A 13,268-nucleotide genomic window follows, 5' to 3' on the forward strand; every position below is an offset into this window, starting at 1 on the left:
TAGCATGGGAGGGTCAACCGTTATCCGCCGCTTGTGGGATGTTCGGGCATGGAACTCACGGAACGAACGGAGCGGTTGCGGAGGCACGCCGACGACCTCGTGTCGGCGTACGGGTCGCCGCTGTACGCCTTTTTCGAGGACGACCTCCGCGCGAACTACGGGACGCTCCGGGACGCGTTGGACGAGCAGTATCCGAACTCCGAGGTCCACTTCGCGGTGAAGGCGAACTACAACCTCGGCGTCCTGTCGGTGCTTCGGGACGCCGGTTGTAAGGCGGAAGCCTACGCGCGCTGTGAACTGACGGCCACCCGACGGGCCGGATTCGACCCCGAGGACGTGCTCCTCACCGGGATGAACCGAGCGCCCGAGGACATCGAACGGGCGCTCGACTGGGGCGTCTCCCACCTCCTCGTGGACAACGCGACGGAGTTGGAGAAGATACTCGTGGCCGCCGAGGCGACCGAAACCGTGCCGGACATGCTGATTCGCGGCAATCCCGCGATGGAGGTCCCGACCCACCCCGAAGTGGCGACGGCGACCCGCGAGAGCAAGTTCGGGCTCGACATCGAGAGCGGGCGGGCGATGGCGGTCGCGCGGCAGGCCGTCGAATCGGAGTTCGTCTCGCTCGCGGGCGTGCAGTTGCACGTCGGCAGCCAGATTCGCGGCGTCGAACCCTACGGAGTCGCGGGCCGCGAGATGCTCGGCTTCGCGGCGGACGTGCGGGACGAACTCGGCGTCGAAATCGACGTGCTCGACCTCGGCGGCGGATTCCCCGTTCCCTACGACGAGGACGTGCCGGACACCGAAACCATCGTGGCGCACATGGCCGAGACGATTCGGGAAACGTGTGCACAATACGACCTCGACGAGCCGCGGCTGTTCGTCGAACCGGGCCGACGCCTCGTCGGCAACGCCGGAACCTTCCTCGGGACGGTCGGCGTCGTCAAGGAGACGCCCTACGCCGACTTCGCAGTCCTCGATGGGGGAACGAACGCGGTGTCGTCGTACTGGCCGTATCCCGTCTACGCGGTGAAGGACCGCGAACCGACGCGGACGTACCACGTCGCCGGGCCGCTCTGTTACTCCGGCGACGTGCTGAGCGAGGACGTCCCGCTGCCCGAACTCGGCCCCGGCGACCTCGTGGCGGTGGACAGAATCGGCGCGTACTCGCTCGGCAGCGCGAGTCACACCAACGCCGAGCCGAAACCGCCGGTCGTGTTGGTCCGAAGCGACGGCGGATACGACCTGCTCAGGAAACGCGAATCGTGTGACGACGTGCTCGGAAACGACTCGATCCCCGAAGGACTGGGCGACGAACGGCAGTGAGCGAAGTAGTCCGAGCGACGAACGTCGTGAGAAAGCCATTCGCAACGGCCCCCGCCGTGAGAAAGATAGTCGCAACGGCCCCCGCCGTGAGAAAGACCTTTGCGTGGCGGGGACGGTGACGAATCCATGAAACCGTCAGAGAGGCTTTCGCCCGACCCGGTGGGGGAAATCGAGGACGCGGGGGGGTTTGTCGCGGGTCTCGTGCCGAATTCGGTCGCGCTCCGTTGTCTCTCCGTCGAACTCCGCGCGCCCAGTGAAATCGTCGTCGGAGAACCGGCGCGGTTCATGTTTCGGGTGGAAAACAGGTTTCCGATTCCCTTGAGCGTTCGATTGCCGACGAGCAAGCTGTGGGGATGGTCGGTGAACGGAATCCCGGAGGCCGACGAGCGGGGGTTCGAGCCGCCAGAGACACCGCGGACGGTCGCGTTTCGACGGCAGGGAGTCAGAGTGTTCGAGGGGACGTGGGACGGACAGATTCGTCGCGCCGGAGACGACGGGGACGTGTGGCGACCGATACAGGGGACCCAAACCCTCTCGGCGTTTCTTGCGACGGATACGGACCGTCAAAATCTGGCCGATAGCGTGGAAATAAGTGTCGTCTCGCGTTAGCCCTAGTATGAAAGGGCGGCGTTATATGCCGCGTCCATCTTTGCTATTAGGTATCACGAACCGGGGCAATTACCCCGACGACCGATACCATGACAGACAAATACGAATACTCGTTGAATCGACGGCGGTTTTTGACGGTGAGCGCACTCGGCGGTGCGACCGCGCTCGCCGGCTGTGGCGGTAAAAGCACGACCGGTGATAATCCCGGCGGAGCCGGAACGGACAACTCTGGCAACACGGACACCGGTGGAAACGGCGACGGCGGCGCAAAGGGTGGAACGTTCGTCAACACCGCGCCCGAGGACGCGACAACCCTCGACCCACGTATGAACGAACTCGCGTGGGCCAACGGGATGTTGAATTACATCTTCGACCCCCTCTTGGCCGTCAAACCCGACGGGAGCGAGGTGGTCCCCCACCTCGCCAAGGAGAAGCCGAAAAAGCAGGACGAGACGACCTACACCGTTCCGATTCGGCAGGGCGTAACGTTCCACGACGGAAGCAAGCTCACTGCCGACGACGTTGAGTACTCGTTCAGCTGGGTGCTCAACCCGGACAACAAATCCACGAATCAGGAGAACCTCGCGTTCATCGATAACGTCAAGAAGTCGGGCGATTACGAGGTGACGTTCAACCTCAAGCACCCCTACGCGCTGTTCGAGTTGACGCTGGCGGGCATGAACGCCGCCATCATCCCGAAGAAGGCCGCGGAAAGCAAGGGCCAAAAGAAGTTCGCCCAGGAACCAGTCGGAAGCGGGCCGTTCAAACTCAAGGATTGGCAGTCCGGCTCCGACCTCACGCTCGAACGCTTCGACGACTACTTCCTCGAAGCGCCGAACCTGAAGCAGCTCAAATACCGCATCATCCCCAAGGCGTCGGTGCAGTTCGTCGAGTTGGCGACGGGCAACGTCCACCAGGCGGGAGTCCCGAAGGACCTCCTCAAGAAAGCACAGGGCCAGAGCAACATCCAGATGAAGCGCATCTCGCAGTTCGACTACAACGGCCTCATCTTCAACGCGAAACACGAGCCGTTCGGCAACCGAAAGGTGCGCAAGGCCATGCAGTACCTCGTCGATTACGACGAGATGCTAAAGGTGACGAAGGGCGAGCTGGGCAAGCGCGTCTACGGCTTCATGCCGAAAGAAGTCAACGAGGCATGGGACTTCCCGTGGAAGGAATGGAAGGAGAAGTACTACCCGGCAAAGGACCACGACAAGGCGAAACAGCTCCTGAACGAGGCGGGCTACGGCGACGGCTTCAGCGTGAACATGTCCACCCACTCCTCTGGGAAGTTCAAGAACATGGCCATCATGCTCCAGAACGAGATGGACAAGGTGGGCATCAACGCCAAGGTGCAGGAGGTGTCTATCGGCGAGTGGCTCGACCAACTCGACACGGGCGAGTACGACGTCACCTTCTACGGTTGGTCGGGCGGGCAGGACCCGGACGGGTTCTACTACTACCTGTTCCGCGACCCGCGCAACGATGACAGCCCGGTGCCGGACGACTACGTGGGCAACGCGTCCGCCGGGATGCTCTACGAGGCGCACCCCGACAGCAAGAAGCTCCAGAAAGCCGACGAGAAGATCCGCAAAGCGCGAGAACTCCAGAGCCGCGACGAGCGCCGACAGCTGTACATCGACGCCGCGGAGACGTTCATGTCCGAGTACCCGCACATTCCGGTCTACTCGGAGCAGTCCGCCACCGCGTGGAGCAAGAAGGTGAACGACTACGAGCCGACCGCATTCGTCTCACAGCCGCTGTGTAACGAGTGGTCGAACTCGTCGCTGAGCAACTAACTCCCCATCCATTTCCGTACACACGAATCATGAGTATGTATCGATACACCGCCCGGCGGCTCCTTCAAATGATACCGGTCCTGCTGGGGGTTTTCACGCTGACGTTCGTCATGATGCACTCCCTTCCGGGCAATCCGGTTCGAATCTACCTCGGCCTGAACCCGAGCAAGGAGCTCGCGGACCAACTCATTCACCAGTATGGCTTCGACCGACCGCTGTGGCAACAGTACCTCGACTACCTCGGGCGAATCCTGCACGGCAACCTCGGCGAGTCGTTCATGCGAAAACGACCCGTCGCCGACCTGATGATGGAACGCATCGCCCCCACGCTGACGCTGATGGGCCTTTCCTACGCCATCGCGTTGCCGATTTCGATCCTGCTCGGCGTCTACGCCGCTTCGCGGCACAACCAGCTCGGCGACCACGTGTCGCGCTTCTTAGGACTGGTCGGACTCTCGACGCCGAACTTCTGGCTGGGACTGATGCTCATCTTCCTCCTCGCCTTGGAGTTCCAGTGGCTCCCGGCGTCCGGGTACGTCCCGTTCGCCCAAGCCCCGGTCGAGTCCACGAAACGACTGATAATGCCGGTCATCACGCTCGCGACCGCACAGACCGCGACGCTGATGCGGATGACGCGTTCGAGCATGGTCGAGGAGTTATCGCAGGATTACGTCCAAACGGCGCGCGCCTACGGACTTCCCGAGCGGCGCATCCTGCTCAAACACGCCTTCAGGAACGCGCTGTTGCCGCTCGTCACCATCATCGGACTGCAGTTGTCGTTCCTGCTGGACGGCAGCGTCATCGCCGAGAAAATCTTCGCCATTCCGGGCATTGGCCGGTTGTTCTTCACCGGCATGACGCACCAGGATTACGGCGTCATCATGGGTCTCACCCTGATATTCGCGTTCCTGTTCCTGATGGGCGTCCTGTTGACGGACCTGGCCTACGCCTACATCGATCCGCGAATCAGATACGACTGACATGAGTACGAATCAACCAATTACGGAAGCCGAAATAGACACGGAGAGTCGCCTACGAGGGACGGTTCGAGAGTTACGGCACAGTCCGACGGCTATCGCCGGTGCGATAATGGTCGGCGTTCTCGTCGTGCTGGCCGTCTTCTCGACCATCGACCTCGTGGTGTTCAATAAGCAACTCATCACCGCCATCCACGCGGACCCTCATCAGATGAACACGATGAACCGTTACTCGCCACCGTCGCTTTCCCACCCGATGGGGACCGACCAGTTCGGGCGTGACGTGCTGTCGCGTGTTATCTACGGGAGCAGAATCGCGCTCGCCATCGGCGTCATCTCCGTCGGAATCAGCTTCCTCGGCGGCGTCGCCTGCGGTGCGACGGCGGCCTACTTCGGCGGCAGAATCGACGACCTCATCATGCGATCGCTGGAGGTGTTGTACTCGATTCCCGGTCTCATCCTCGCCATGACGCTCATGGCCATCATGGGACCGAGCGTGTACAACCTCTTTCTCGCCTACGGGGTCATCGGCATTCCGGCGTACGCCCGCGTGATGCGTTCGGAAGTCCTCTCACTTCGGGAGGCGGAGTACGTCGAAGCGGCGCGCGCCGCCGGACTTCCGACCCGGACCATCCTCTTCCGAGAAATCGTTCCGAACGGGCTGACCGCGGTTATCGTTCAGGCAACGCTCTCGATGGGCGGCGTCATCATCGGCGCGGCGGCGCTGTCGTTCCTCGGATTCGGCGTCCAGCCGCCCACGGCCTCGTGGGGACGGATGCTGAACGATGCACAGCAGGCCATGATAATCGCGCCGTGGGCCGCCGTGTTCCCCGGCATGATGATATTCCTCACCGTGATGGGATTCAACATGCTCGGCGACGGCCTCCGCGACGCGATGGACCCGCGGACCACGCTGTGGAAGCCCGACTGGGACGAACTCGGCGACGACTTCCTGCCCACCGACGACCGACAGAGAGAGGAACCCGACGCGGTGACGGACAGCGCGGCGACGGACGGCGGAACGGCCGTCGATAGACGACCCGACGAAGACGGAGGAAACCGATGAGCCTACTCGAAGTCGAGAACCTGCGGACGTACTTCTACACCGAGAGCGGTATCGTGCAGGCAGTTGACGGCGTGAGCTTCGAGGTCGACAGGGGTGAGACGCTCGGACTGGTCGGCGAGAGCGGGGCCGGAAAGAGCGTCACGGTGAAGAGCCTCCTCGGCCTCGTCAACTCGCCCGGAAAAGTGGTCGATGGCTCCGTCCGGTTCGACGGACGCGACTTGACCGAGTGCTCCGAGCGGGAACTCCGGCGGGAGGTCCGCGGGAGCGAAATCTCGTTCGTCTTTCAGGACCCGATGACGGCGCTGAACCCCGTCTTCACCGTCGGGAACCAAATCGCCGAAATCGTCGAGTATCACACCGACGCTACGGAATCGGAAGCCTACGACCGGGCCATCGAACTGCTGGACGACGTGGGAATCCCGGACCCCGAACAGCGAGTGGACCAGTACCCGCACGAGTTTTCGGGGGGGATGCGCCAACGCGTCCTCATCGCCATGGCGCTGTCGTGCAACCCGAAGCTCATCATCGCGGACGAGCCGACGACGGCGCTCGACGTGACGATTCAGGCCCAAATCCTCGACCTGTTCGACGAGATTCAGGCGAAGTACGACACCGCTATCGTCTACGTCACCCACGACCTCGGCGTCGTCCGCGAGGTGTGCAACCGCGTGGCCGTGATGTACCTCGGCAAGGTGGTCGAACACGCGCCCTACGAGGAGTTGTACCGCAATCCGAAACATCCGTACACGCAGTCGCTCTTGCGCTCGGTCGTTCGACCGGACGAACGAGTGGATAATCTCAATCCCATCGAGGGGACGATGCCGAGCGCCATCGACCCGCCGTCCGGGTGTCGATTCCGTACGCGCTGTCCCGTCGCGGTCGACGACTGTGCGCGAATCGAACCGCCGCGACTCGACGTGGGGCCGGACCACGATTCGGCCTGCATCCTCTACGAGGAGGGGTACGGAACCGACGAACCGCGACTGCACCAGCGAGGAAAACCATGAGTCAACAGGTACGACAGCCACCGAGAGGGAAGGACGAACCGCTCCTCAGGGTCGAGAACCTGACGAAACACTTTCCGGTGAACACCGGGTTCATCAGTTCGCTTCGGTGGAACTCCGACGGCGGCTTTCCGCTGACGCTGGACGACCAGCGCGTCAGGGCGGTCGACGGCGTGAGCTTCGACCTGCAACCCGGCGAGACGCTCGGCGTCGTCGGCGAGTCGGGGTGTGGGAAATCGACGCTCGCACGAACCCTTCTCGGGTTGACGGAACCGACCGGCGGTGCCGTCGAGTTCCGCGGAACTCGGACGACAACGTTCGATTCGGACGCGAAACGGACGTTCCGCCGGAACGCCCAGATGGTGTTTCAGGACCCGCAGTCGAGTCTCAACCCGCGACGGAAGGTCGGGAACATCATCGCGGACCCGCTGGAAGCGGCCGGATGGGACGAGGACCGACGGCGGGAGCGGGTCGTCGAACTGCTCGGACAGGTCGGGTTGAAGGAGGAACACTACGGCCGCTACCCCCACGAGTTCTCGGGAGGGCAGCGCCAGCGCATCAACCTCGCGCGGGCGCTCTCCATCAACCCGGACCTCGTGGTCGCCGACGAACCCGTGAGCGGCCTCGACATGAGCGTGCAGGCCCAAATCCTCTCGCTCATGCAGGACATTCAGGACGAGTACGACCTGACCTACCTGTTCATCACGCACGACCTGAGCGTCGTCCGGAACGTCGCCGACCGCGTGGCCGTGATGTACCTCGGCGACTTCGTGGAGACGGGACCTGTCGAGCGCATCTTCACGGAGCCACATCACCCCTACACCCGCGCGCTGCTCGATGCGGTCCCGAACCCCGACCCGGACACGCGCGCCGTCGAACCGAAACTCGTCGGCGACGTGCCGAGTCCCAGCGACCCGCCGTCCGGGTGTAAGTTCCACACGCGCTGTCCGGACATCATCGTCCCCCATCCGTTCACGCGCGAGACCTACCGCGAGTACATGAACCTCAAGGAGGACGTTCGAGCGGCGTCCCTCAAAACGGACGCCGAACCCGCCGCCGTTCGGTCGGAATACTTCACGGAAACGCTCCCGACGGCGGTCGACGAGACGGTCGAGCAGGCCGTCTCGGCTGCGGCGAGCGGGGACTGGAACGGCGCACGGGAGGCGCTCGATACGTACCAGTCGCCGTGTGAAACCGACGTGCCGGAACTGGAATCGGTCGCCGACGGACAGCAATCGGCCTGTCACCTCGACGTCGACGACCGGGCCGCGTTCTCGTGGTGAGCGGAATGGACGCCGACGCGAGCACTCCCGACGCCGACGCTCCCCACACCGACATCCTCGACTCGGATTCGTTCGTCACGAGCGTACTGGCCCGCGAACGCGGCGGGTCCGTCCTCGCGTCGCGGAACCCGGACGTGCCGCTCCCGCCCGCGTCGAACACGAAACTGCTCACCGCCGCCCTCTCGCTGCATCACCTCGGCCCGTCCTATCGCTTCGAGACGCGCGTCTCGCGGCTGGGAGATTCGCTCGTGCTCTCGGGGCGGGGGAACCCGTCTCTGTCGCCGGACGACCTCTCGCGGCTCGCCGACGCGGTTCGGGACGCCGGTATCGGGAGCGTGACGAACATCATCGCGGATACGGAGTGGTTCGGCGACCAATCTCGCGGACCGGGCTGGATGTGGGAAGACGGGCGATACGGCTACGGCGCGGAGAGCACCCCGTTGGCGCTTTCCGGCAACACGGTTTCCGTTACGGTGTCCGGCACCGACGTCGAAGTGATGCCGGACACGGATGCCGTCGAAATCCGCGCCCAATTCGACGAAGCCGCGGCGGAGTTGCGGGTGTTCCGCGACTGTCCCGAGAATACGATTCGAGTGGAAGGAAAGCCCCCCGGAGAACCCCAAACCGAAACCGTCTCGGTCGGTGACCCCGTTCGTCACTGTCTACTCGCGTTCCGTGACGCGCTCGAAGCGAAGGGCGTGAACCACACCGGCGGCGTTCGCGTCACGGACGATGCCGAATCGGGCGAGACGGTCGCCACCGTGACCTCTCCGCCCGTCTCCGAACTCGTCCGCAAGATGAACGTCCCCTCGGACAACTTCCTCGCGGAGCAACTCGCCCGAACCGTCGCCCGCGAAGTTCGCGCCGAGGGGTCGTGGGACGCGTGGGAACGCGTCGTCGGCGACTTCCTCGACGCCCGCGACGCCGGGCGCGCTCGAATCCGCGATGGGTCCGGCCTCTCGCGCTACAACCTGATTTCGGCGCGGGGGCTGGTGCGGACGCTCGAATGGGTCGGAGAACGGCCGTGGTCCGAGGCGTTCTTCGACTCGCTTCCCGCACCCGGCGAGGGAACGCTGGCGGAGCGATTCGCCGACGTTTCGGGCGTTCGGGCGAAGACCGGAACGCTCACCGGGAGCAGGACGCTCTCGGGAATCGTCCGCAGGGAGGACGGAACCGACGTTTTGTTTTCCGTCCTCCTCGGCGGACTCGTGGGCGACGACGAGGAGCGGGCGCGGGAGCGAATCGACGCGTTCGTGTCGGGAGTGGCTGACTGAGCGCGAAGGTTTTTCAGTAAAAACGAGGCCAGTCCGCCCCATGGACCGGTTCCTCGAATCCATCGGAACGATAGCCGTCGAGCAGCTGGTTCGAGTGGTGTTCCGGTTCCCGATTTCGTTTCCAGTCTCGTTGTACCCGCGGAGGTATTACAGCGAAAAGAGGCAAACGTCCGCGAGCGTACAGTCCGCGGACGAACACGACCCGGATGGAAGAAATGCGTCGAACATCATCGACGCGGGACCGCCACCGCCTACCCGTAGAACTCGTTCCTCCCCGCACCGCCGCCGTGCAACATCGCCACGGACGCCTCGAACGCCGCGACGTACGAGTCCGCTTCGATGCGAGTCGTCCGACCAGCGACGCGTTCGACCGACGGAATCCCCGCCGCGCTGGCGGCCTGATTCGTCGCCGCCCAGTCGGCCTCGATGGTCACCGGTTCGTCCGGCGTCGGTTGCGCGAAGTCGGACGCCCGGCGGACCGCCCGCTCCGCACCGTCCCGAATCCGCGCCCGTGCCCGTTCGGGAGGGAGGCAGTTCGCGGTGAACCGGTCAACGGCGTCCTTGACGACGGCGGTTTCGACGTCCTCCAGACGGTCGAGGGCCTCCGCTTCGGTCGCGTCGTCGCCCGTAACGAGGCCGACCGGAACGCCGATCGAGGCCGCGAGTCCGGCGTTCCAGCCGAGTTCGCCGACCTCCGTGCCGTTCACGCGGAGCGAGAGGAGGACCTGTCCGTAGTAGGTGTGGTTCAGGACGGCCTCCGGCGTTCCGGCCTTGGCGTGATAGCCGACGAAAAAGGCGACGTCGTGGTCCTCGGACAGGCCCTGCATCATCGACCACGGTTTCGTGCCGCCGCGGATCAGGCGGGCCGATTCGTGCAGGGACTCGCGGGGCAGGTTCGTCATCGAGGAGTGCGAATCGTTGACCAGCACCGCCTCGGCGCCACCAGAGAGAGCACCCTCGACGGCCGCGTTCACGTCGGCGACCATCGCCTCCCGTCCGGCGGGGTAATCTGCCTCGCCTTTCACCACGTCGCTCGGGTCGGCGATGCCCGTGATTCCCTCCATGTCGGCGGAAATGAAGACCTTCATCGTTCGTCCTCCAACACTCGTTCGACCTTCCTCAAGGTTCGCCTCCACGTCGCCCGCTTCGAGAAGACGTGATTCTCGCCGGGGTAGTGGTCGGCGTCGAACTCCTTTCCGAGGTCGGTGAGCGTTTCGACCACCACGTCGAGTTGCTCGAAGTTGACGTACCGGTCGCCCGTCCCGTGGAAGTTGTACAGCGGAACCTCGTAGTCCGCCATGTGCGTCACCGGGGAAGCCTCGTCCCAGCGCTCGGGGACCTCCCACGGTTCGCCGCCCATCCGCAACACTTCGGTCGAGACGGCCGCCGGGTATTTCGTCTCCTCGGCCCACTCGCGGTACAGTTCGAGGTCCGCCAATCCGGCGAGGTTGATGCCGAGCGAGAAGGTATCGGGGTGCGTCCCGAGGACTTGGAGCGTCGAGTAACCGCCGTAGGAGAGGCCCCACACGGCGACGGAATCGGCGTCCACGTAGTCCAGCGATTGCAGGAACTCGCCCGCACGCGCCACGTCCTCGATTTCGTCCTCCCCGCGGGACCCCGCGATGGCCTGTCTGAACTCCCTCCCGTAGCCGATGCCGCCGCGATAGTTGACGAAGAGGCAGGCGTAGCCCTTCGCGGCGAGGTACTGGTGATAGGTGTAAAAGAGGCCGTAGGAGCGCGACGGATGCCAACCGTCGCGCATCTGGCGCATCGGCCCGCCGTGAACGCAGACGACGGCGGGAAGGTCCGCGGCGTCGTCCGCGACAGAATCGGACTTCCGCGGGTCCAACAGATAGCCGTCGATACGCCGTCCCGCGCTTTCGAACTCGATTCGGTCGGGGTCGATGGGGGCCGTCGGCCATTCCTCGACTGACGAGCGGGTGAGTCGCCTCGGTTCGCCGTCGACCACGCTCGAAACCCGAAGCTCCGGCGAACGCGCTCGGTCGGCGTGGACGTACGCGAGGGTTTCGCCGTCCGGTGCTGGGCGCGGGTGGACGTTGGTTCCGGGCGTCTCGACGAGCGGCGTCGTGTCACCGTCGAGCGTAACGGCGAACAGGTGGCGCTGCCCGGAATCGTTCCGATTGGAGGCGAAGACGAGGGTCTCGTCGTCCAGCCACCGCGGCGTCGCGTCGGCGACACCCTTGTCCTCGAACGCCCCACGAGTGAGTTGGGTTCGCTCTCCAGACGTCACATCGACGACGTGAACGTGGTCCCACCCGTCCAACGGGAGCGAGAGTGCGATTTTCGTCCCGTCGGGGGACACCGCCGGGGCACCGCTCGAAACGATACCGCGTTCGCGGTCGATTTCCTCGACGAGAACGGTCTCCTCGCCCGTCTCGGGGTCCGCGGCGACGATTCGTCTCATCGTCCCGCCCTCACCACGCCGGTCGAAAATGACGCGACCATCGGCCAGCCACGCGGGGCAGGAATTCGCCATCTCGCCGTGCGTGCGCCAGACCAGTTCGTCGGTTTGGCCGCTGGCGGATTCGACATCGATGACGCCGACGTGTGTGGTTTCGTCCTCCACGAACCGATAGGCCAGATAGGTGTCGTCGTCGGACCACGCGAACATCCGGGATTCGCCGAGGAACGGGCCTCGTTTCGGCCCGTCGAACCCGCGTTCGGTTCCGGTTTCGGCGTCGCGGACGGTCGGTCGTCCGTCGCGGTAGAACGCGAACCGCGTCCCGTCGTTCGACCACGTGTACGATTCCGTGGGCTCCGGCCCGGAGAGCAGTCGCTCGGTCGTCCGTCGCTCCGGATCGGCGAGCAGTAACTCGCCCGCGTCGGTCGCAACGAGAAGCTCGGAGTTCGTCGACGACCACTCGAAGTCGGAGACGTAGCACTCCTCGGGGGAAAATCGCCACGAGCGGTTCCCGTCGGGGTCGGTCACGAACAGGGCGTTCCCGTCGTCCTCGTACGCTGTCGCCGCGAGAAAGTCGCCGTCCGCGGACCACGCCGGGGGGCCGGGATACTCCACGTCCAATACGTCGGAGATAGTGAGGGAAGGTGGCATGCATCACCATTCGGGGCGACCCTCAAATCGGTTCGTGATGCGGCCAACGGGACGGCGCGGTCAGTAGTTTCGCTTGGCGAGTTTGGTGAGGAAGGCGTTGAGGACCTTCTGTTCGCCCTTCCTGAGGTGTTCGAGGAACGTCGGGCCGCTGATGCCGAAGTCGGCGGCGATGTCGTTCGCGGTCACGTCACGCGGCCAGTTGTAGTAGCCCGCCTCGTGCGCCGAGAAGAGACACTCCGTCTGGCGGGCCGAAAGCGAGTCGTAAATCCGGTCGCTGGTGTTGGCGAACTCCACGTTGTCGTGGGGGTCCACCTCGTGAATCGATTCCAACTGCACGTCGTACTCGTCTTCGAGTCTGGTGAAGACGGATTCGAGTTGGTCCGAGCGGACGAGGACGGTCCAGTACTCGTACCCGCCGGTGATGTGCACGGGTTCGATGGGCATGAACTCCGAGTTGACGATTTCCGGGACGATGCTGGACGAGCGCGCGTAGGTGACGACGACGCGGGCGCGGTCGCCGCTGTGTTTCAGGATGGCCGTGCTCTCGACCACACGGTGGGAGTCGATGGCTTCGACGAACGTCTCGATGTCGTGGTCACCCTCGGAAACGATGATGAAGTCACCCTTAACCATCTCGTCGGTCGGGTAGAGCGACTTCTCGATGATGTGGGTTCCGTCGTACTCGTCGGAGACTTCGAGCGTCCAGCATCCCGGATGCCAGAATTTGAGTTCCACTTGCCGATGTGTCGTTCCGTCGTGTTTCTCCGAGACGTGGATGACGCTCATTCTGCGTGTGTCATTCTCCCACATCATGAAAAATTTGTGTATTGCGGAGATTACATTTCAGAAGAAGACGA

11 protein-coding genes are annotated in these 13,268 nt (G+C 64.1%); 8 read left to right on the top strand and 3 right to left on the bottom strand.

What is annotated here, in order from left to right; all coding sequences use genetic code 11:
• The first annotated feature begins 48 nt into the window (after positions 1-48).
• The 8 genes from lysA to dacB all read left to right on the top strand — a co-directional run bounded on the left by lysA (position 49) and on the right by dacB (position 9,338).
• Positions 49-1,326 carry a diaminopimelate decarboxylase gene (gene lysA / locus B208_RS0108150; RefSeq protein ID WP_007976933.1) on the top strand — a complete coding sequence of 426 codons (1,278 nt, stop codon included), beginning with the start codon at positions 49-51 and terminating at the stop codon, positions 1,324-1,326.
• Positions 1,327-1,452: 126 nt separating this feature from the next.
• Complete coding sequence (locus B208_RS0108155; RefSeq protein WP_018128809.1) at positions 1,453-1,935, top strand: hypothetical protein; 483 nt, start codon at positions 1,453-1,455, stop codon at positions 1,933-1,935.
• Positions 1,936-2,024: 89 nt separating this feature from the next.
• On the top strand, positions 2,025-3,734 hold the full coding sequence (locus tag B208_RS0108160; RefSeq protein WP_007976929.1) for an ABC transporter substrate-binding protein: 1,710 nt from the start codon (positions 2,025-2,027) through the stop codon (positions 3,732-3,734).
• A 29-nt stretch (positions 3,735-3,763) separates the two neighbouring features.
• Entirely contained in the window at positions 3,764-4,714 is a 951-nt protein-coding gene (locus tag B208_RS0108165) for an ABC transporter permease (protein ID WP_026177781.1), read from the top strand.
• Between the two features lies 1 nt (position 4,715).
• Positions 4,716-5,777, top strand: a complete 1,062-nt coding sequence (locus B208_RS0108170) for an ABC transporter permease (RefSeq protein ID WP_232423752.1) — start codon at positions 4,716-4,718, stop codon at positions 5,775-5,777.
• On the top strand, positions 5,774-6,784 hold the full coding sequence (locus B208_RS0108175; RefSeq protein WP_007976926.1) for an ABC transporter ATP-binding protein: 1,011 nt from the start codon (positions 5,774-5,776) through the stop codon (positions 6,782-6,784). Before B208_RS0108170 ends, B208_RS0108175 begins: the two co-directional genes overlap by 4 nt.
• A complete protein-coding gene (locus tag B208_RS0108180) occupies positions 6,781-8,064 on the top strand; it encodes an ABC transporter ATP-binding protein (RefSeq protein ID WP_007976925.1) in 1,284 nt (427 codons plus the stop codon). Before B208_RS0108175 ends, B208_RS0108180 begins: the two co-directional genes overlap by 4 nt.
• 5 nt (positions 8,065-8,069) lie before the next feature.
• Positions 8,070-9,338: a D-alanyl-D-alanine carboxypeptidase/D-alanyl-D-alanine endopeptidase gene (dacB, locus tag B208_RS0108185; RefSeq protein ID WP_232423830.1), complete on the top strand. Its 1,269-nt coding sequence runs from the start codon at positions 8,070-8,072 to the stop codon at positions 9,336-9,338.
• A 251-nt stretch (positions 9,339-9,589) separates the two neighbouring features.
• Here dacB and B208_RS0108190 read toward each other — a convergent pair whose 3' ends face one another.
• From B208_RS0108190 to B208_RS0108200, 3 genes are read right to left on the bottom strand one after another with little or no spacing between them, the layout of a single operon-like run.
• On the bottom strand, positions 9,590-10,426 hold the full coding sequence (locus B208_RS0108190) for a M55 family metallopeptidase (RefSeq protein WP_007976923.1): 837 nt from the start codon (positions 10,424-10,426) through the stop codon (positions 9,590-9,592).
• Positions 10,423-12,411 carry a S9 family peptidase gene (locus tag B208_RS0108195; protein WP_232423753.1) on the bottom strand — a complete coding sequence of 663 codons (1,989 nt, stop codon included), beginning with the start codon at positions 12,409-12,411 and terminating at the stop codon, positions 10,423-10,425. The genes B208_RS0108190 and B208_RS0108195 overlap by 4 nt, the downstream gene beginning before the upstream one ends.
• Positions 12,412-12,471: 60 nt before the next feature.
• Positions 12,472-13,197 (bottom strand): helix-turn-helix domain-containing protein, encoded by a 726-nt coding sequence (locus tag B208_RS0108200; protein WP_007976921.1) that lies wholly within the window; start codon positions 13,195-13,197, stop codon positions 12,472-12,474.
• Positions 13,198-13,268 lie beyond the last annotated feature (71 nt).

It is taken from the genome of Haladaptatus paucihalophilus DX253 (genome assembly GCF_000376445.1).
In the GTDB taxonomy this organism is placed as follows: domain Archaea; phylum Halobacteriota; class Halobacteria; order Halobacteriales; family Haladaptataceae; genus Haladaptatus; species Haladaptatus paucihalophilus.

Excerpts from the sequence above, each read along its gene's own strand:
- lysA (WP_007976933.1), top strand. The coding sequence starts at position 49 with ATGGAACTCACGGAACGAACGGAGCGGTTGCGGAGGCACGCCGACGAC.
- B208_RS0108155 (WP_018128809.1), top strand. The coding sequence starts at position 1,453 with ATGAAACCGTCAGAGAGGCTTTCGCCCGACCCGGTGGGGGAAATCGAG.
- B208_RS0108160 (WP_007976929.1), top strand. The coding sequence starts at position 2,025 with ATGACAGACAAATACGAATACTCGTTGAATCGACGGCGGTTTTTGACG.
- B208_RS0108165 (WP_026177781.1), top strand. The coding sequence starts at position 3,764 with ATGAGTATGTATCGATACACCGCCCGGCGGCTCCTTCAAATGATACCG.
- B208_RS0108170 (WP_232423752.1), top strand. The coding sequence starts at position 4,716 with ATGAGTACGAATCAACCAATTACGGAAGCCGAAATAGACACGGAGAGT.
- B208_RS0108175 (WP_007976926.1), top strand. The coding sequence starts at position 5,774 with ATGAGCCTACTCGAAGTCGAGAACCTGCGGACGTACTTCTACACCGAG.
- B208_RS0108180 (WP_007976925.1), top strand. The coding sequence starts at position 6,781 with ATGAGTCAACAGGTACGACAGCCACCGAGAGGGAAGGACGAACCGCTC.
- dacB (WP_232423830.1), top strand. The coding sequence starts at position 8,070 with ATGGACGCCGACGCGAGCACTCCCGACGCCGACGCTCCCCACACCGAC.
- B208_RS0108190 (WP_007976923.1), bottom strand. The coding sequence starts at position 10,426 with ATGAAGGTCTTCATTTCCGCCGACATGGAGGGAATCACGGGCATCGCC.
- B208_RS0108195 (WP_232423753.1), bottom strand. The coding sequence starts at position 12,411 with ATGCCACCTTCCCTCACTATCTCCGACGTATTGGACGTGGAGTATCCC.
- B208_RS0108200 (WP_007976921.1), bottom strand. The coding sequence starts at position 13,197 with ATGAGCGTCATCCACGTCTCGGAGAAACACGACGGAACGACACATCGG.